This window comes from Sinomonas sp. P47F7 (assembly GCF_049332655.1).
In the GTDB taxonomy this organism is placed as follows: Bacteria; Actinomycetota; Actinomycetes; order Actinomycetales; family Micrococcaceae; genus Sinomonas.
In genome coordinates this window covers 2,851,617-2,870,098 of the sequence record NZ_CP186327.1, presented here as the reverse complement: position 1 = coordinate 2,870,098, position 18,482 = coordinate 2,851,617, and the positions used below count along the sequence as shown (strand labels likewise).

General features: G+C 70.3%; 15 protein-coding genes and 2 tRNA genes. 5 read left to right on the top strand and 12 right to left on the bottom strand.

What is annotated here, in order from left to right:
• Nucleotides 1-46: 46 nt before the first annotated feature.
• From ACOKR1_RS13375 to ACOKR1_RS13360, 4 genes are read right to left on the bottom strand one after another with little or no spacing between them, the layout of a single operon-like run.
• Complete coding sequence (locus ACOKR1_RS13375) at nt 47-1,546, bottom strand: cation acetate symporter (RefSeq protein WP_422933510.1); 1,500 nt, start codon at nt 1,544-1,546, stop codon at nt 47-49.
• Complete coding sequence (locus ACOKR1_RS13370) at nt 1,543-2,022, bottom strand: hypothetical protein (RefSeq protein WP_422933509.1); 480 nt, start codon at nt 2,020-2,022, stop codon at nt 1,543-1,545. The genes ACOKR1_RS13375 and ACOKR1_RS13370 overlap by 4 nt, the downstream gene beginning before the upstream one ends.
• Nucleotides 2,019-2,753 carry a LytR/AlgR family response regulator transcription factor gene (locus ACOKR1_RS13365; RefSeq protein WP_422933508.1) on the bottom strand — a complete coding sequence of 245 codons (735 nt, stop codon included), beginning with the start codon at nt 2,751-2,753 and terminating at the stop codon, nt 2,019-2,021. The genes ACOKR1_RS13370 and ACOKR1_RS13365 overlap by 4 nt, the downstream gene beginning before the upstream one ends.
• A 5-nt stretch (nt 2,754-2,758) precedes the next feature.
• On the bottom strand, nt 2,759-3,985 hold the full coding sequence (locus ACOKR1_RS13360; RefSeq protein ID WP_422933507.1) for a sensor histidine kinase: 1,227 nt from the start codon (nt 3,983-3,985) through the stop codon (nt 2,759-2,761).
• Between the two features lie 189 nt (nt 3,986-4,174).
• Here ACOKR1_RS13360 and ACOKR1_RS13355 point away from each other — a divergent pair, with 189 nt between their 5' ends.
• Both ACOKR1_RS13355 and ACOKR1_RS13350 read left to right on the top strand, forming a co-directional pair.
• Complete coding sequence (locus tag ACOKR1_RS13355; protein ID WP_422933506.1) at nt 4,175-4,549, top strand: DUF485 domain-containing protein; 375 nt, start codon at nt 4,175-4,177, stop codon at nt 4,547-4,549.
• The gene (locus tag ACOKR1_RS13350) at nt 4,546-6,141 is read left to right on the top strand and encodes a solute symporter family protein (protein WP_422933505.1); all 1,596 of its coding nucleotides are present in this window, start codon (nt 4,546-4,548) and stop codon (nt 6,139-6,141) included. Before ACOKR1_RS13355 ends, ACOKR1_RS13350 begins: the two co-directional genes overlap by 4 nt.
• 31 nt (nt 6,142-6,172) lie before the next feature.
• Here the strand turns inward: ACOKR1_RS13350 and ACOKR1_RS13345 are convergent, their stop codons facing one another.
• Nucleotides 6,173-6,760: a DUF1684 domain-containing protein gene (locus ACOKR1_RS13345; RefSeq protein WP_422936645.1), complete on the bottom strand. Its 588-nt coding sequence runs from the start codon at nt 6,758-6,760 to the stop codon at nt 6,173-6,175.
• A gap of 201 nt (nt 6,761-6,961) precedes the next feature.
• Between ACOKR1_RS13345 and ACOKR1_RS13340 the strand changes: the two genes are divergently transcribed.
• Both ACOKR1_RS13340 and ACOKR1_RS13335 read left to right on the top strand, forming a co-directional pair.
• Nucleotides 6,962-7,804, top strand: a complete 843-nt coding sequence (locus ACOKR1_RS13340) for a hypothetical protein (RefSeq protein WP_422933504.1) — start codon at nt 6,962-6,964, stop codon at nt 7,802-7,804.
• A gap of 35 nt (nt 7,805-7,839) precedes the next feature.
• The gene (locus ACOKR1_RS13335; RefSeq protein ID WP_422933503.1) at nt 7,840-8,646 is read left to right on the top strand and encodes a transglutaminase-like domain-containing protein; all 807 of its coding nucleotides are present in this window, start codon (nt 7,840-7,842) and stop codon (nt 8,644-8,646) included.
• Nucleotides 8,647-8,676: 30 nt separating this feature from the next.
• On the opposite strand, the gene ACOKR1_RS13330 is transcribed toward ACOKR1_RS13335, so the two are convergent.
• The 7 genes from ACOKR1_RS13330 to bcp all read right to left on the bottom strand — a co-directional run bounded on the left by ACOKR1_RS13330 (nt 8,677) and on the right by bcp (nt 17,709).
• Nucleotides 8,677-9,210, bottom strand: coding sequence for a MarR family winged helix-turn-helix transcriptional regulator (locus tag ACOKR1_RS13330; RefSeq protein WP_422933502.1), 534 nt, complete (start codon nt 9,208-9,210; stop codon nt 8,677-8,679).
• Nucleotides 9,207-10,346 carry an LLM class flavin-dependent oxidoreductase gene (locus ACOKR1_RS13325; RefSeq protein ID WP_422933501.1) on the bottom strand — a complete coding sequence of 380 codons (1,140 nt, stop codon included), beginning with the start codon at nt 10,344-10,346 and terminating at the stop codon, nt 9,207-9,209. Before ACOKR1_RS13325 ends, ACOKR1_RS13330 begins: the two co-directional genes overlap by 4 nt.
• Nucleotides 10,347-10,433: 87 nt before the next feature.
• A complete protein-coding gene (locus ACOKR1_RS13320; protein ID WP_422933500.1) occupies nt 10,434-13,637 on the bottom strand; it encodes an efflux RND transporter permease subunit in 3,204 nt (1,067 codons plus the stop codon).
• A 74-nt stretch (nt 13,638-13,711) separates the two neighbouring features.
• Complete coding sequence (locus ACOKR1_RS13315) at nt 13,712-15,202, bottom strand: malate:quinone oxidoreductase (RefSeq protein ID WP_422933499.1); 1,491 nt, start codon at nt 15,200-15,202, stop codon at nt 13,712-13,714.
• A 130-nt stretch (nt 15,203-15,332) separates the two neighbouring features.
• A complete protein-coding gene (locus ACOKR1_RS13310) occupies nt 15,333-16,991 on the bottom strand; it encodes an ABC transporter substrate-binding protein (protein ID WP_422933498.1) in 1,659 nt (552 codons plus the stop codon).
• An 83-nt stretch (nt 16,992-17,074) separates the two neighbouring features.
• Nucleotides 17,075-17,159: transfer RNA gene (locus ACOKR1_RS13305), tRNA-Leu, on the bottom strand.
• Nucleotides 17,160-17,223: 64 nt separating this feature from the next.
• Nucleotides 17,224-17,709: a thioredoxin-dependent thiol peroxidase gene (bcp, locus tag ACOKR1_RS13300; RefSeq protein ID WP_422933497.1), complete on the bottom strand. Its 486-nt coding sequence runs from the start codon at nt 17,707-17,709 to the stop codon at nt 17,224-17,226.
• A gap of 200 nt (nt 17,710-17,909) precedes the next feature.
• Here bcp and ACOKR1_RS13295 point away from each other — a divergent pair.
• A tRNA-Lys gene (locus ACOKR1_RS13295) sits at nt 17,910-17,982 on the top strand.
• The last annotated feature ends 500 nt before the right edge of the window (nt 17,983-18,482 follow it).

Sequence of the window (18,482 nt, the reverse complement as noted above, 5' to 3'; positions counted from 1 at the left end):
ATGGCACCGGTCACACGGAGGTGTCAACCGGGGGAGACACGGGTGGCTACGGGTGCTCGCGCCGCTCGGGCGAATGGATGCGCACCAGGAACCGGTCCGTCGCGGTGGGTACCGGCCGCCGGGCCGCGAGCGAGACACCGATCATGACCGCGAACGCGAGGGGGACCGACCACGCGGCCGGCTGTCCGAGCAGCGCGGCCGCGACGGGATCGCGGACCGACCCGGCCGCGAGCACCGCGCCGCCGCAGCCGAGGGCACCCGCCGCGAGGCCCGCGACCGCCCCGGCGGCGGTGAGCCGGCGCCACCAGATCCCGAGGACGAGCAGCGGGCAGATGGTCGAGGCGGTGAACGCGAACACGAGCCCGACGCTCCCCGCAAGCGCCTGCGGGCCCGCGACGAGTGCGGCCCCGAGGGGCACGACGGCGGCGACGGCTGCCGCGATGCGGAAGCCCAGCACGCCGCCGCCGAAGAGCTCCTGGCTCACGACGCCGGCCACGGACACGAGCAGGCCCGAGGTCGTCGAGAGGAACGCGGCCATGGCGCCCGCGAGCACGAGGGCGGAGAGGACGGTCCCGAGCGGGCCCTCGACGAGGCGCGCCGGCAGGAGCACGACCGTCGCGTCCGCGTGGCCCGCGAGGTCCGGGGCGGCGATTCTGCCGAGGACGCCGAGGGTCGTCGGGAACAGGTAGAAGACCGAGAGGAGGCCGAGCACGATCACCGTGGTGCGGCGGGCCGAGGCTCCGTCGGGGTTGGTGTAGAAGCGCACGAGCACGTGCGGGAGGCCGAGCGTGCCGAAGAGCAAGGCGACCATCAACGACGCAGTGCGGTAGACGCCGTCGGGCGCCGCGAGCGAGACCGCGCCGCTCGGCAGGGCCGCGGTGAGTTCGCCCGCGGACCCGACAGCCGGCGCCCCGCGGCCCGCGAGCCACAGCACGAGGATCAGCGCGGGGACCGCGAGCGCCGCGAGCTTGAGCCAGAACTGGAACGCCTGCGCGAACGTGATCGAGCGCATCCCGCCGAAGATGACGGAGGCGACGACGACCGCGACCACGGCCGTCGAGCCCACCCACCCGGGCAGGCCGGTCGTGATGCCCACAGCGAGCGCCGCGCCCTGGAGCTGCGGGACGATGTACAGCCACGCGATGAGGACCACGAGGACACTCGTGGCCCGGCGCGCCCACCCGGAGCCGAGGCGCGCGGCGGCGAAGTCCGGCACGGTGTACGCGCCCGAGCGCCGTAGCGGCGCCGCGACGAACAGCAAGAGCATGAGGAAGCCCGCCGTGTAGCCGATCGGGTACCACAGCGCGTTGACGCCGTTGACGAGGATGAGCCCGGCAACGCCGAGGAAGCTCGCCGCCGAGAGGTACTCGCCGCCGATCGCGGACGCGTTCCACCACGGCCGGACGGTCCGCGAGGCGACGTAGAAATCGCTCGTCGTGCGCGAGATCCGCAAGCCCAGGACGCCCACGAGGACGGTCGCGAGGGCGACGGCGACTACGGCCCCGACCGCGAGCACGGGCGGGAGCGCGGGCGCCGCCGGGGTCATTGCTCGTCCCGGAGGAGCTCGGCGAAGTGCTCCTCGTTGCGCGCCGAGGCGCGCGCGTAGAGCGCGGCGCAGACGACAGCGGCCGGGTACGGCAGGATTGCGAGGAGGAGCCACGGGAGCGGCAGCCCGGGCAACCACGGGAGGTCGGCGCCCAGCGCGGCGAGGGCCCCGAGGCCGCCGAGGCACGTGAGGAACGCGCCCGCGACGATGATCCCGAGCCGCAGCTGCGAGCGCACGAGGGAGCCCAGGAGAACGCTGCCCACCTCCGACTGCTCGGCGAGCTCGCGCGAGAGCGACGGGGCGCTGGGCGCCGGAGCGGCGCTCGAGCGGGGCGCCGTGACGCGGACCCGCGCGGCGCGCTGGTCCGGCGCGCTCGGATTCGGATCGCCTGAATCCGACCGGTCTGAATCCCACCAGCCCGAATCCCACCAGCCCGAATCCGACCGGCGCGGATCCGGGCCATCGCCTCCCGTCACGGGAGCGGCCTGAGCCGCGTGGCGGCGAGCCGCTCGCGGAGCGCGGGCAGGAGGCGCCGGCTCACGGGCAGCTCGGTGCCCGCGACGCCGACGGTCGGCTGCGCCCCGCCGAACCGCACGTGGTCAACGTAGTCCATGGACACGAGGAACGAGCGGTGGATCCGCACGAACCCCGCGCGGGCCCAGTGCCGCTCGAGGTCGCTCAGCGGAACCCGGACCAGATAGCTCCCCTCGGCCGTGTGGAGCCGCGCGTAGTCGCCCTGGGCCTGGACGAAGCGGACGTCGTCGCGGCGGATCCGGCGAGTGACCCCTGCCTGCTCGACCGTGATGATCTCGTGCGCCGCTTCGGCCCCGGGCCCGCTCGATTCCTCGCGGAGCGTGGTGATCCGAGCGAGGCAACGCCCGAGCCGCTCGGCGCGCACGGGCTTGAGGAGGTAGTCCACGGCCGCAAGGTCGAAGGCCTCGAGGGCATGCTCCTCGTCCGCGGTGACGAAGACGATTGCGGGCGGCCGCGCGAAGCGTGCGATGACGCGGGCGAGGTCGAGGCCGGACAGTCCGGGCATATGGATGTCGAGGAAGAGCGCGTCGACCTCCTCGCGCTCGAGGGCGAGGAGCGCCTCCGCGCCCGAGTTCGCGGTGCGGACCGCCGAGACTCGCTCGTCCCTGCCCAGGAGGTACGCGAGCTCGCGGACCGCCGGCAGTTCGTCGTCGACGACGAGCACGGTCAGCATGGCGGTCAGTCTACTGGGGGCAGCACGTCGTGCTCGGGCTGGGACTTCGGGACGCGGAGCGTGATGAGGGTACCGGCGCCAGGGGCCGTCTCGACGACGAGGCCGTGGTCGTCCCCGTAGACCTGACGGAGCCGCGCGTCGACGTTGCGGAGCCCCACGTGCTCGCCGCGCGCGTGGCCAGCGAGGACGGAGCGCAGCCGCTCGGGATCGATGCCTACGCCGTCGTCCTCGATGCGGACCACGGCGTCGGCGCCCTCCTCGACGGCGGTGATCGAGATGTGCCCGACGCCCGCGCGCGCCTCGATGCCGTGCTTGACGGCGTTCTCGACGAGCGGCTGGAGGCTCAGGAACGGGACGACTGTCCCGAGCACCTCGGGCGCGATCCGGAGGCTCAGCTGGAGCCGGTCACCGAAGCGCGCTCGCTCGAGGAGCAGGTACCGGTCGATGCTTCGCAGCTCCTCGGCGAGCGTCGTGAAGTCGCCGTGGCGGCGGAACGAGTAGCGCGTGAAGTCCGCGAACTCGACCACGAGCTCACGGGCCCGCTCGGGGTCGGTCAGGATATAGGACGCGATCGCGTTGAGCGCGTTGTAGATGAAGTGGGGGCTGATCTGGGCCCTCAGCGCCCGCACCTCGGCCTCCATGAGGAGCGTCCGGGAGCGGTCGAGCTCGGCGAGCTCGGCCTGCGCCGCGACCCACGCGGCGACCTCGTTGGTCGCGCTCACGAGGCCGGCCCGTGCGTCCGGCGCGAACGCGACGACGGTCCCGATGATCCTCGACCCAGCTCTCACGGGGGCGACGACGGCGCTGCGCAGCCGACAGTCGGTCGCGGCACACCCCGCGGCGGCGCACGAGACCTCGGGGGCGGTCGAGATCCGGCTCCGGCCGCTCGCGAGCGTCCTGGCGGCGAGCCCCATGACGGTCGCCGCATGGGCGGGGCTCGCGCCGTCCCACGCGAGGAGGCGCGCCTCGTCGGTCAGCGCGAGCGCGGGGGAGCCGAGCATGGCGCGCAGATGCCGTGCGGCCTTCGCGGAGCCCTCGGGCTCGAGCCCGCCCCGGAGATACCGCCCCGCCTGAGTTGCCGCGTGGAGCGTCGTGTACGTGGCACGCTCGGCGTCGCTGCCGAAGTCCCGCCGCGCGCGCCACAGCCGAAGGGCGACGGCGCCCACGGCGAGTCCCAGCGCGACGATGAGGAGGACGACGGCGGCCGCGAGCCACTCGGGTGACATAGGCACAGGGTACGCAAGGCTTGGCTCTGCTCGCCGCCTCGGGGGCGCCGTTCAGCGCAGGGGAGCGGCCGTCCGGCGATCAGGGCGCGGGGCGCATGGTGTTGGGGAACGCGGCCCTAGAAAGTGATGCACATCACTCAACGCCCGCGCGGGCCGGCCGTCCGCCGGCTTGCCGGGCACCACGAGGAGGATCCCTTGAGCAAAGAAGCTCGTCCCGACTTCCGGCTGGTCCAGTCCAGCCCCGAATTCTCGGAGCTGCGGCGCAGGCACCGCAGCTTCGTCTTCCCGCTCGCCGCCGCCTTCCTGGTCTGGTACTTCGCGTACGTCCTGCTCGCCGACTACGCGCACGAGTTCATGTCGATCAAGCTGGCCGGCAACATCACGGTGGGGCTCGTGCTCGGGCTGCTCCAGTTTGTGAGCACGTTCGCGATCACGGCTTGGTACGTGAGCTACTCGAACCGGCACCTCGATCCGGCGGCGGAGGCGATCCGCGCCGAGATCGAGGACCACGACTTCGACGGCGCCCGCGCTTCCGGCGTCGCGCCGGCAACCGACGGAGGCGCCCAGTGAAGGGACTCCAGGATTCCTCGTGGCTCAACATCACGATCTTCGCCGCCTTCGTCGCGGTGACGCTCGTGATCGTGCTGCGCGCGAGCAAGAACAACAAGACCGCCGCCGACTACTACGCGGGCGGGCGCTCCTTCAAGGGCTGGCAGAACGGCACCGCGATCGCGGGCGACTATCTCTCCGCGGCCTCGTTCCTCGGCATCACGGGCGCGATCGCGCTCAATGGCTACGACGGGTTCCTGTACTCGATCGGCTTCCTCGTCGCGTGGCTCGTCGCGCTCCTGCTCGTCGCCGAGCTCCTCCGCAACACGGGCAAGTTCACCATGGCGGACGTCCTCGCGTTCCGCCTCCGCGAGCGCCCGGTGCGGATCGCGGCCGCGACGTCGACGCTCGCCGTGTGCTTCTTCTACCTCCTCGCGCAGATGTCCGGGGCAGGCGGCCTCGTGGCGCTCCTCCTCGGCATCTCGACCTGGGGAGGCCAGGCCGTCGTGATCGCGGTCGTGGGCGTGCTCATGATCATGTATGTGCTCATCGGCGGCATGAAGGGCACCACGTGGGTGCAGATCGTCAAGGCGTTCCTCCTCGTGATCGGCGCCGCCGCGATGACCGTCATGGTCCTCGCGATGAACGGCTTCGACCTTTCTCGCCTGCTCGGGAGCGCCGTCGAGGCCGGCGGCAAGACAGGCGGGGCGCTGCTCAACCCGGGCCTGCAGTACGGCGTGAGCGACACGACGAAGCTCGATTTCGTCTCGCTCGGCCTCGCGCTCGTCCTCGGCACGGCGGCCCTCCCGCACGTGCTCATGCGCTTCTACACGGTCCCGACCGCGAAGGAGGCCCGCAAGTCGGTCGTGTGGGCCATCTGGCTCATCGGCGCGTTCTACCTGTTCACGCTCGTGCTCGGCTACGGCGCCGCCGCCCTCGTCGGCGCGTCGACCATCAAGGCCGCGCCCGGCGGCGTCAACTCGGCGGCCCCGCTCCTCGCGTTCCAGCTCGGCGGCCCGATCCTGCTCGGCTTCATCGCCGCCGTCGCGTTCGCGACCATCCTGGCCGTCGTGGCCGGGCTGACCATCACCGCCGCCGCCTCGTTCGCCCACGACATCTACGCGAACGTGCTCGCGAAGGGCAAGACAACCCCCGGTGCTGAGGTCAAGGTAGCCCGGCGCACCGTCGTCGTCATCGGCATCCTCGCGATCATCGGCGGCGTCTTCGCGAACGGCCAGAACGTCGCGTTCCTCGTCGCCCTCGCGTTCGCCGTCGCGGCGTCCGCGAACCTGCCGACCATCCTCTACTCGCTCTTCTGGAAGCGCTTCACCACCCAGGGCGCGCTCTGGAGCATCTACGGCGGGCTCGGGTCCGCGATCATCCTCATCGCGCTCTCGCCGGTGGTCTCCGGCGCCAAGACGTCGATGATTCCCGGCGCGAACTTCGCGATCTTCCCGCTCAGCAACCCCGGCACCGTGTCCATCCCGCTCGCGTTCGCGCTCGGCTGGCTCGGAAGCGTCCTGGACCGACGCGTCGAGGACCCCGCGAAGCGGGCCGAGATGGAGGTCCGCTCGCTCACGGGCGTCGGCGCGGAGAAGGCGGTCCAGCACTAGCCGGGCCAGGAGGTTCGGGTCGGCGAGCCAGCTACAGAATCGGGTAGAGCTCGCCGACCGGAATCTCCGCTGCGACGCGGTTCTCCGGCCCGGGGAGCGGGCACGCCCACGCCTCGTTGTAGGCGCACGAGGGGTTGTACGCGAAGTTGAAGTCGAGTGTGTAGACGGGCACCCCGTCGTCGCCCGTGCGCGCCCCGAGGTAGGCGCCCTTGATCGTGTCGAGGAGGTACCGCCCCGCGCCATACGAGCCGCCCGGGCGGCCCGCGGTCGCGTCGCGGAACGGGACGAACACCCCGCCGCCGTAGCCCGCGTGCTTCCATGCTGCGAGCTTTCCGATGCCGGGGACGTCGAACGTGCCGAGCCGCACGAACGGGACGATGCCGTCCGTGCCCGTCCGCACGGGACGCTCCTGCCCTGCGCCCTCGGGGAGGAGCGGGAGCTCGAACCGGAACCTGGGATCGTACGGCGCAACCCGCAGGCCCGCGAAGCGCGCGCGGTCGGCGGGAAGGAGCGCGGAGGCCGGGTGGCCCACGAACAGGGCATCGCGCTCGCGGCACCACAGTGCGTGGGCCTCAGCGGGCGACGGCGCATCCCTCACCGAGGCGTATACGGCGAACATGCCGAGTCGCCATTCGGCGATCTCGTGTGCCGGGATGGCGAGGGCGGCCTCGTCGTCGGCATCGAAGCCGTACGCGTCGGCTCCTTCCGCGTCGACATCGGGCGACTCGGACGCCTCCGGCAGACCGTTCGGGGAAACACTGGCTCGCTGCTCGTGCATGGCGCCAGACTACCTCGGCGGTGGTTCGCTAGGGTTGCCTGTATGGACGCCGTTCGTCTCCGCAGCCGCCCAGAATCCGCCCGTCGAGCCGCGCGCAGCCCGCGGATCACGGGGGCGGGCATCGCCGCGGTGAGCCTCGCCGTCGTCGTCGGCTCGCTGCTCACGGCGTGCGGCTCGGGGCAGAGCACGCCGACGTGGACCGCCGTCGGCCCCAGCGGGGCCAGCGCGAGCGCCTCGGCCGGGGCGTCCGGGGGAACGAGCGCCTCGGCGAGCGGGACGCCGTCGCCCGGCGCCACTGCCGCGAAGTGGAAGACGTTCAGCGATCCCGGGAAGACGGTGAGCTTCGAGCTCCCGGACGAATGGATCGTCCAGTCGGGCGCCGCCGCTGCGGGATCCTCGGCAGGCGCCCTGCACTTCGACGTCAAGAAGGCGGACGGAACGTTCGTCGCGGCGCTCCAGACCGGCCTCCCGCAGCCGACGCAGCAGGCGTGCGACCCCGCCCAGGCCAAGGCCTATTCCGTGCTCAACAGCCTCCCCGTGACGCTTCCGTTCACGGACAGCGTCACCGCGATCTCGCCCCGCTTCGTCTTCCGGGTCATCCAGGGGTACAAGTACTTCGGCTCGTTTGGTCTCGTGGGCGTTGCGACGGTGTCCCAAGACGGAAAGGCGTGCAAGCTCGCCAACGTCGTCCCGGGGCCGGCGAGCATCGGGGGCTACGCGTTCTCCGACGTTCTGGAGCTCGCGCCGCTCTCACCCCAGGCCCAGGTTGCGCCTCTGCAGGCATTCGATAACCTTGCTCAAGCGTCGGCCTACGTCCAGAACTCCGGTGACTTCGCCAACGCCCAGCGCATGATCATGTCGCTGAAATTCCTGAAGACCTCCTAGAACGTCCCGGCGAACCCTAGCCTGTCTGGAGCATTATGCTGCGCACTGTCGGCGCCCGTCTGTCCTTCACCACCGTGGCGCGGACCAAGGTCGCGATGGCCGTCGCGGCCGCTCGGAATCCCGGCTACAGCTCGTTCGACGAGCGGCTGACCGTCACGGCGGGAGGGGAGCCCGTGCCGTGGCGCGAACTCACGGACGGGCACGGCGGCAGGTTCCACGTGCTCGAGTTCGCGGAGCCCTCCGACGTCGAAGTCGAGTACTCCGCGACGGTGGACGGCCGCGCCGTTCCCGACACCGTGGATGAGATGGAGCTCATCCGCTACGTCCGGCCCAGCCGCTATGCCGAGAGCGACAGGCTCCTGCCAACTTCGTACGGGCAGTTCGGGCGCCTGGGCGGTTCCGAGCTCGTCCTCGCGGTGCGGAAGTGGGTGCACGAGCAGCTTTCCTACGTGGGCGGCTCGTCGCGCGGCACGGACGGCGCGGTCGAGACCCTCCTGCATCGCCGCGGAGTGTGCCGCGACTATGCGCACCTGGCCATCGCTCTCCTGCGTGCCAAGGACGTGCCCGCGCGCCTCACTGCGGTGTACGCGCCCGGGCTGCGGCCCATGGACTTCCACGCCGTGGCCGAGGCATTCGTCGATGGCGCGTGGCACGTGATCGACCCCACGGGCCTCGCGTCGCGGGCCGGGATGCTGCGCATCACGGCTGGCCGCGACTCCTCGGACACGGCGTTCCTCTCCACCGTTGGCGGGAGCCTCGTGCTGCGCAGGCTCTCGGTCTCGGCGGAGTCCGACGAGGTACTGCCCGACGACGAGCCCGGGAAGCTCTCGATCATCGGCTAGGCCGCGCCCGTCGGCGCGAGGCCTCCGCGCTCAGAGCGGGCGGCTCTCCTCGACGTGCTGCCGAAGCTTCGCGGTGAGCCGCGTGAGCTCGGCGAGCTCGCCGCCGTCGAGCGCGGTGCCGAAGAGCCGCGCGATCTCGCGGACGTGCCCCCGCCCGATCCGCCGCTGCGTCTCGAGCCCGGCCTCGGTGAGCGCGATGAGCGTCCCGCGCCCGTCCTCGGGGGCCGCGCGCCGCGTTACGAGGCCCTTGCGTTCGAGCCGGTCCACGAGCCGGCTCAGGCTCGACTGGGCCAACAGCACGTGGTTGTTGAGCTCGTTGAGCCGCAGGCCGCCCTCGGGGCAGCCGCTCAGCGTGAAGAGCACGTCGTATTCCTTGATGCCGAGCTCGCGGAACGCCGGATCGGTCTGGAGCCGGCGCATGACCGAGACCTGGGTGCGGAAGAGCGACTCCCAGGCCTCGGCCGTCTCCCGCACGGACGGCGCGGCCGGCCTGGCCGGGACCGACGGCCTGGACGGCCCGGACGGCGAGTGGCTCACCGGCCGGTCCGCCGTGGGCGCGCTCATCGCGACGTCTCGGCGGGTTCGGCTGGCTCCTCGCTCCGCGCCGACTCTTCGTCGCCCGCCGCGGCCTCGAGCTGCTGCGCGACCCGGGCGGCGTGCGTGGGGCCCTCGGGGACGTCCGCGGGCCGGCGCTCGGCGAAGCCGGCCTTGAGCTCGGGGAGCACCTCGCCGAGGAGATCGAGCTGCTCGAGGACGGTCTTGATCGGGAGCCCCGCGTGGTCCACGAGGAACAGCTGGCGCTGGTAGTCGCCGAAGTAGTCGCGGAACGCGAGCGTCTTCTCGACGAACTCGGCCGGGCTGCCTACCGTGAGCGGGGTCTGGGCGGTGAAGTCCTCGAGCGATGGGCCGTGCCCGTAGACGGGCGCGTTGTCGAAGTACGGGCGGAACTCGTTCACGGCGTCCTGCGAGTTCTTCCGGAGGAAGAACTGGCCGCCGAGCCCCACGATCGCCTGGTGCGCCTTCCCGTGCCCGTAGTGCTCGAAGCGCTCGCGGTACAGGTTGATGAGGCGGATGTAGTGCTCCTTGGGCCAGAAGATGTTGTTCGCGAAGAAGCCGTCGCCGTAGTACGCCGCGAGTTCCGCGATCTGCGGGGTCCGGATCGAGCCGTGCCACACGAACGGGGCCACGCCGTCGAGCGGCCTCGGGGTCGCCGTGAAGTTGTGCAGTGGGGTGCGGAACTTCCCGCTCCAGTCCACTACGTCTTCGTCCCAGAGGCGGCGCAGGAGCGAGTAGTTCTCGATCGTGAGCTCGAGCGCGTCCTGCGGGTTCTTGCCGAACCAGGGGTACACCGGGGCGGTGTTGCCGCGGCCCAGGACCAGGTCCGCGCGGCCGTCCACGAGATGCTGGAGCATCGCGAAGTCCTCGGCGATCTTCACCGGATCGTTCGTGGTGATGAGCGTCGTGGTCGTGGAGAGGATGAGGCGCTCGGTCTGCGCGCCGATGTAGCCGAGCATCGTGGTCGGCGAGCTCGGGTAGAACGGCGGGTTGTGGTGCTCCCCGGTCGCGAAGACGTCGAGGCCAACCTCTTCGGCGTGCTTGGCGATCTGCACGATGGCCTTGATTCGCTCGGCCTCGGTGGGCATCCGGCCCGTCGTGGGGTCAAGGGTGACGTCGCCGACGCTGAAGATTCCGAACTGCATGATGACCTCTTTCCTCGGTTCATTCAGGATACATGCATTTGCATCTATCCCGAACCCCGGAGGGTCAGAGATTGTTCCCGGGGTGCTTTAGGCCTTCGCCGCCCGGCGGCCGGTGACCTTCGGCACGACGCCCGTGGTCCAGTCGCCGCCGAAGTCGTTGACGTCGCCGTCTGGGTCCGCCTCGAGCTCCACCGGCTCGGGCCGGCGGGCGAGGTCGCGCAGGAGCCGGCGCCGCTCGAGCCGCCCCTCGACGAGGCGGTAGAGCACCGGGACGAGGACGAGTGTGAGCGCGGTCGAGGAGACGAGGCCACCGATGACAACGACGGCGAGCGGCTGGGAGATGAACCCGCCGCCGCCCGTGAGGCCCAGGGCCATGGGCGTGAGGGCGCAGATCGTCGCGAGCGCCGTCATGAGGATGGGGCGCAGGCGCTGGCGCGCCCCCTGCTCGATCGCGTCCTCGAGGGCCAGCGCCGGGCGCCGCCCGCTCGGCCGTCGGTACTGGTTCATGAGGTCGATGAGGACGATCGCGTTCGTCACCACGATGCCCACAAGCATGAGCAGCCCGATGAGCGCCGGGAGGCCCAGCGGGATCCCGGACGCGAGCAGGAGCAGGATCGCGCCGGTCCCGGCGAACGGGATCGAGACGAGCAGCACGAGCGGCTGCAGAAGGCTCTTGAATGCCGCGACCATGACCACGTACACGATCGCGATCGCCGCGAGCAGCGCGAGGCCGAGCTGCTTGAACGAGTCCGCCTGCTGGGTCGCGGCGCCGCCCACGGACGCCGTCGCGCCGCCGCCGAGCGTCAGTGCATCGACGCGCTTCTGCACCTCGGTGCTCACCGAGCCGAGGTTCGAGTCTCCGGGGGAGACCGAGACCGTGGCCGTGCGCTGGCCGGACGTGCTCGTGACCGTCACGGGCACGTCCACCGACGCGACGCTCGCGATCGAGCCGAGCGTCAGGCCCGAGGCGCCGGGGAGCGGGAGCGCGCGCACGGCGTCGATGCTCGAGAACTGCGTGCCCTTGCCGATCAGCACGGGGAAGTCGCTCGTGTCGATCCGCACGGTCCCGGCCGGGATCGGACTCACGGTCGCGGCGAGGAGCGTCCCCACCTGCTGCTCGGAGAGGCCCGCGGCAACCGCCTTCGCGCGGTCCACCTTGACCTGGACCACCGGCTGGCCCGCCGCGAGGTTGCTCGTGACACCCGTCGAGCCGGGCACGTCCTTGAGCGCTGCCATGACCGCATCGTTCGCCGCGGAGAGGAACGCCGAATCCGGCGCCTTGACCGTGACATCCACGGTCGACGCCGTGCCGAAGCCGCCCTGCTGCTGGCGCACGCTCACCGTGCCCACGCCGCTGAGACGGCCGACGGCGCCGCGCACGTCCTGCTGGACGTTCGCCTGATTCGCCGAATCGTCCGTGATAACGGTGAACGTCGCGTTCGAGGCGCCCGAGGAGAGGAACGCGCTGAAGCCCGTGGTCGAGTTGCCGATCGTCACCTGAACGGTCTTGACTCCCGCGGTTCCGCGCAGGGCGCCCTCGACCTTCGCGGCCGCGGAGCTCGTCGCGTCGAGGCTTGTCCCCGGGGGCATCTGCTGCGACACCGTGAAGCTGTTCTCGCCGGAGCTGCCCAGCAGGTTGGTCTGGAGGAGCGGGGTCATGCCGAACGTCGCGACGAGCACCACGGCGCCGGCGACGAGCGTCCACACGGGGTGGCGCTGCGTTCCACGGAGGATCGGCAGGTACCCGCGCTGGAGCCAGCCGCGCCGCTCCTTCTCGTGGGCCTCGGCCTCGACCTCGTCGGCTTTGACCGCGCCCGGCGACTTCTGGCCCAAGAACCAGTACGCGAGCACGGGCACGATCGTGAGCGCGACCGCGAGCGAGGCGAGGAGCGCGATCGTGACAGTGAGCGCGAACGGTCGGAAGAGCTCGCCCGCGAGGTTCCCCACGAACGCGATCGGGAGGAATACCGCGACGGTCGTCAGCGTCGACGCGGTGACGGCCCCGGCGACCTCGCGCACGGCCCCCAGGATCGCCGTCGTCTTTTCTTCGCCGTAGCTCAGGTGACGCTTGATGTTCTCGATCACCACGATCGAATCGTCCACGACGCGGCCGATCGCGATAGTGAGCGCTCCGAGCGTGAGGATGTTGAGCGAGTAGTGCGCCGCGAAGAGGCCGATGAACGTGATGAGGAGCGAAAGCGGGATCGAGACGGCCGTGACGAGCGTCGAGCGGACCGAGAGCAGAAACACGAGGATCACGAGGACGGCGAAGCCGAGGCCCAGGAGGCCCTCGGTCGTGAGGTCCTTGATCGACTTCTCGATGAACGGCGCCTGGTCGAACACGGTGGTGAGCTTCGCGTTGGAGCCAAGACTCGACTGGATCCCGGGCAGGGCGTCGCGGACCGCGTGGGAGATCGCGACCGTGTCGCCCTCGGGCTTCTTCGTGACCGAGAGCGCGAGGGTCGGCTTGCCGTCGGTGCGCGTGATCGACGTCGCCGCGTCGTCCTGAAGGTCGACGGCGGCCACGTCGCCGATCTTGGTGGGCTGCTTCGCGCCCGCAAGCGGAAGGCTCTTGATGGCGTCCGTCGAATCGACCGGGCTTCCGGCCTGGAGCGAGAGCGTGCGGCCCTGATCCGTCACCGCGCCGATCGGCACGAGTGAGCCGTTGTTCTGGAGCGCGGTCCGGATGGCGTTGACGTCCACGCCGCGGGCCGCCATCGTGGCCGGATCCGGTTGGATCTGCACGTGGCGCGTCGCGCCGCCGGTCACGTCGACGCTCCGCACGCCGTCGATCTTCGAGAGCGCGGGGACCGCCTGCTGGGCGAGCTGGCCCTCGAGCTCGCTCAGGCCCTTGTCCGAGGACGCGGCGATGAACACGATCGGGAAGTCGCTCACGCTCCCCGCGAGCGTGTTCGGCGTGACGTTCGAGGGGAGCTGCTGCTTCGCGGTGGAGATCGCGCGGTCGATCTGGTTGCGGGCGCGGTCGAGGTTCGTCCCGTACGTGAAGGAGAGGCGGATCGTCGAAACGCCGGTTCGGGACGTCGACGCGCTGCTCTCGAGGCCCTCGACCGCCTGGAGCGCCTTCTCGAGCGGCTGCCCCACCTGCTTGTCGACGACGTCGGGCGAGGCACCGGGCATCGACGAGACGACCGTGAGCTGCGGGAACTCGATGGACGGGATGAGCTCCTGCTTGAGGGTCCCGACGGTGATGACGCCGAAGACCGCCGCGAAGAGCGTGATGAGCGCGATGAGCGCCTTGTTGGACATCGAGAGGCTCGCGAGCCGGAACATGGTGGTGGGTTCTCCCGTTGGACGGCGACGGGCCGCACCGTCCTCGAACGGTGCGGGCCGCCAGGGCCTGTGCGCTACTGTGCTGTCGCCGCGAGCTGAAGCGCCTCGGCCGTGCTGGCCGCGAGCTCCGCCGCGAGGTCCGGATTGTCGTTGAGCTTGACTCCGTAGCCGGGCATCATCTCGCGGAGCTTGTCCTCCCAGCCGCGGTACTTCTTGGGGAAGCAGCGGTGCATGAGCTCAAGCATGATGGGTACAGCCGTCGAGGCGCCGGGCGACGCGCCGAGGAGGGCGCCGACCGAGCCGTCGCGGGCCGTGATGACCTCGGTGCCGAACTGCAGCACGCCGCCCTTGGCCGGATCCTTCTTGATGATCTGAACGCGCTGGCCGGCTGTGATGAGCTCCCACTTCTCGCCGTCCGCGAGCGGGAAGTATTCGCGGAGCGCCTCGACCTTCGCGGCGTGGCTTTTCGCGACCTCCTTCACGAGGTAGGCCGTGAGGTCCATGTTGTCCTTCGCGACCGCGAGCATCGGGACGATGTTGCCCGCCCGGATGGACAGCGGGAGGTCCAGGAGCGAGCCGCTCTTGAGGAAGTTCGTCGAGAAGCCCGCGTAGGGCCCGAACAGGAGCGAGCGCTTGCCATCCACGTAGCGGGTGTCGAGGTGCGGGACTGACATGGGCGGCGCGCCGACCGACGCCTGGCCATAGACCTTGGCGTTGTGCTGCGCCGCGACGCCCTCGTCCGTGCAGCGGAAGAACTTGCCCGAGACGGGGAAGCCGCCGTAGCCCTTGCTCTCCGGAATGCCGGATTTCTGCAGGAGGTGCAGCGCCCCGCCGCCCGCTCCGATGAAGATGAACTTCGCGTGGATGGCACCGCGCTCGCCCGACGCGGTGTGCTTGGTCGAGACGTCCCAGCCGCCGCGCGAGCGCTTGACGTCGGTCACGTCGGTTCCGTAGTTGACCTCGACCCCGTTTGCGTCGAGGAACGCGACGAGCTCGCGGCTCAGCGTGCCGAAGTCGACGTCGGTGCCGGAGGCCACCCGGTTGGCGGCGACGCGGCCCGGGCCGCGGCCGTCCATCACGAGGGGGGCCCACTCGGCGATCTGCGCGGGGTCCTCGGAGAACTCCATCTCGGCGAAGAGCGGGTTCGGCTTGAGGGCCTCGAAGCGCCGCTTGAGGTAGTCGGAGTGGTCCTCGCCGAGCACGAAGCTCATGTGCGGGACGGTGTGGATGAACCGCGTGGGGTCGCCGATGTCCCCTTCACGGACCAGGTGGGACCAGAACTGGCGCGAAAGCTGGAAGCCCTCGTTGATGCCCAGCGCCTTCGCCGGACTGACCGAGCCGTCCTTGGCCTGGGGCGTGTAGTTGAGCTCGCAGTAGGCCGCGTGGCCGGTTCCCGCGTTGTTCCAAGGGCCTGAGCTTTCGAGCCCCACCGCCGGGAGGCGCTCGAAGAGCACCACGTTCCAGGCGGGTTCAAGTTTCTTGATGAACGCTCCGAGGGTGGCGCTCATGATGCCACCGCCGATCAAGACGACATCGGCGGACCGAGTGGTGGATATGAAGGTCACTGACTCTCCCTGCGCAAATGGACCACAGGCAGAATATCCCTCGCGGGCGCGGTTCTCTAAATCCTCGCGGGCCGCCGAGTCAAGGGGTCTGCGCCCATTTTTTTGGGGCGGAGACGCGGGCGGCCCGAGGCTACGAGGTCTTGAGCGTCACGCGGTTGAACGTCTCGTTGAGCACGGGCGAGGTCGGATAGTTGACCACGCGGTTTGAGACGGCGACGGCTGAGATGGGGAACGCGATGGGCACGGCCGGGGCGGTGCTGCCCAGCTGCGCGTTGATGCTCTGGTAGGCCTGCGTGCGGTCCGTTCCGTCGGGGAGGGACCGGGCCCTGTCGATCTTGCTGAAGAGCTGGGCGTCGAAGAAGCCGAACTCTCCCGTCTTGGCGCCGAACAGCGGCGCAAGGAAGTCGTCGGGGTCGGCGAACGTGCCGTAGCGCCCGAGGAGGTGGAACGCGTGGTCGCCCGCGCTCGTGACCTTTTCGAGGTAGCCGTCGGACCACGCAATCGGCACGGGCTTGAGGTTGAGCCCCAGACGCGTGAGCTGGGCGCTGAGCTCGCTGTAGACCTTCTCCGGCGAGGGGAGGTAGAGGCGCGTGGTGTTGAGCGGGTAGTAGAACTTGAGTTCCTCGCCCTTGTACCCGGCCTCGGAGAGGAGCCGCTTGGCCTTTTCGGGGTCGTACGGGGGGAAGCCGCCGGCCTGGTTGAAGCCGCTCAGTTTGGGGGCGATGAACTGTGAGGCCGGCTTCGTGTCCTCGAGGAAGAACGGGCGGATCACGGCGTCCTTGTTGATGCTCATCGCGATCGCGAGGCGCACCTTCTCGTTCTGCAGGATCGGGACGGCCTGGTTCATGCCGAGGTACATGACGGAGAACGGGTCGCGCCGAACCACTTGCAGGCCCTTGCGGACGAGCGTCTCGATGTTGTCGAGCGTCACGGCGTCGTAGCCGTCGATCCGGCCGTCCACGAGCGCCTGGAGCCGCGCCTGCGGCTGGTCGAACGCGACAAACGTGAGGGCGGAGATCTGGCCCCGGGGGCCCCAGTAGTTCGGCGACGCCTCGAGCGCCACGCGGTCGGTGGCCCATTCCTTGAAGCGGAACGGACCGGTTCCGACGGGGTGCAGGGCGTAGCGCGAGATCTTGGTTCCAGCCGACGTCTGGTCCGCCACATCTGCCGTGCCGGCCGCGAGGGCCGTGGGGGAGGAGATCGCGAAGCCCGGCGTCGTGAGGGCCTGGAGGAACCCGGTCAGCGGCTGGGTGAGCGTGATCTTGATCTGGCGATCGCTGATCGCGTCGCAGCTCTTGAAGAGAGAGAGCGTCGGGGCGTCCGCATGGGCCTTGAACACGCCCGTGAACGGAAGGGGCCCGCTCGCGGCCCGGAATGCGGGGCTGAAGTTGAACCAGCGGTCGAAGTTCGCCTTGACCGCGGCCGCATTGAACGGCGTGCCGTCGTGGAACGTGACGTTCTGGCGCAGGGTGAACGTGTAGCTCAGCAGGTCGCTGCTCTGGGTCCACGAGGTCGCGAGTGCTGGGGCGGGCGCGCCGGTCTCGGGGTCAGTCGTCACGAGGCACTCGAGGATCTGGCGGGTGATGCGCCACGACTCGAGCTCGGCAATGACGGCCGGGTCGAGGCCGATCGGCGGGGCCGGCGTCGCGAACGTGAAGGGCTCGCTCGGCGCGTCCGTTCCGCTCGCGCTCGGGGAGGGCGTGGGGCCGGGCGACGCCGTGCAGCCTGTCAGAAGGGCCGCCACCGCGGCCGCCTGAAGCAGTTCCCTGCGTCCGATGCTCCGCGCCACTCTACGCCCTTCCCCGCCGCATGCCCGGCGCCCTTGATGACTGGGTGTCGACCTGCACGGTCGGCTGATGCACGGACCGGAGGTGGTGCGCGAGGAGGGACTTGAACCCTCACGTCCGAAGACACAGGAACCTAAATCCTGCGTGTCTGCCAATTTCACCACTCGCGCGCGGCCCGCCCGCGCGAGCAGGAGGGCCGTCTGCCAGTCTAACCGGCGCGAGCGCCCCCGAGTCTCAGTCGATCTTCAGGTCTCGGCGAAGTTTCGCGACGTGGCCCTTGGCGCGCACGTTGTATTGCGCGAGCACAATCCGGCCATCTTCGTCGAGGACGAACGTGCTGCGGATGAGCCCCTGATACACCCGCCCGTAGTTCTTCTTCTCTCCCCACGTGCCGTAGAGGTCGGCGACGCCGTGGTCCGCATCTGCGAGGAGCGGGAAGCCGAGATGCTGCTCCGAGGCGAACTTCACGACCGCCTTGGCCGGGTCGGGAGACACACCGACGATCGCGTAGCCCGCACCTCCGAGCGATTCGAGGGAGTCGCGGAAGTCGCACGCCTGCTGCGTGCACGCGGGGGTATCCGCCTCGGGGTAGAAATAGAGCACCGCCCTGCGTCCGCGGAGGTCCGCGAGACTCGTGGTGCCGCCGTTCGAATCGGGCAGCGAGAAATCCGGCGCGAACTCTCCCGGGGCGAGCCTCCGGGGCTCTGGCGAAGTGGTCATTCTGCCAGCGTAGCTGCGCCCCGCGAGGCCGTGCAGTCATGCGGATCCGAGCCCGATTGAGCCGTGACAGACAACACGCCGAACGGGGGCTCTGCCGATTTCGTTCTGGGGCTCAGTCCGTGTAGAGTTACATGTCGTTGCGGGGGACGCCGCGAGGTCCGGAGATCGCTCCGAAGGCCAGCGAGAGTCCCGCACGGAATGCGCCTCTAGCTCAATTGGCAGAGCAATTGACTCTTAATCAATGGGTTCCGGGTTCGAGTCCCGGGGGGCGCACAGCAACCCCTCCCTGATCTGCGGAAACGCGGATCGGGGAGGGGTTTTTGTGTTGTCCGGGCGCCTCAGGCCGGCTTTGGGGCGCCTTCCCCGCATTGGGGTGGCGGGCCCGCCACCCCGGTGCGGGGAAGGGCGGCCGGTGCGGGGAAGGGCGGCCGGTGCGGGGAAGGGCGGCCAATGCGGGGAAGGGCGGCCGGTGCGGGGAAGGGCGGCCAGTGCAAGCCCAGCGCCCCGTGAATGCCAGTCGGCGCCGGGCAGTCGACGCCATCTTCGACCGGGCCTAGAAGGCGGTCGCAGGGCGCCGCGCCGCCGGCTGTCACCCCAAGAGTGCCTGATCCAACAAGCTAGGGCACGTTCCAGTGGTAGTGGCCGTTGGCGTCCGGGCCCTTGCCGCCGCAGATATAGGTTTTGCCGCTGGCTGCTGTTCCTGCCTGGCCGACCATCGAGTTCGGGCAGAAGGCTCCGGGGATGATGTAGGCCGGTGCGGGCGCAGGTGCCGG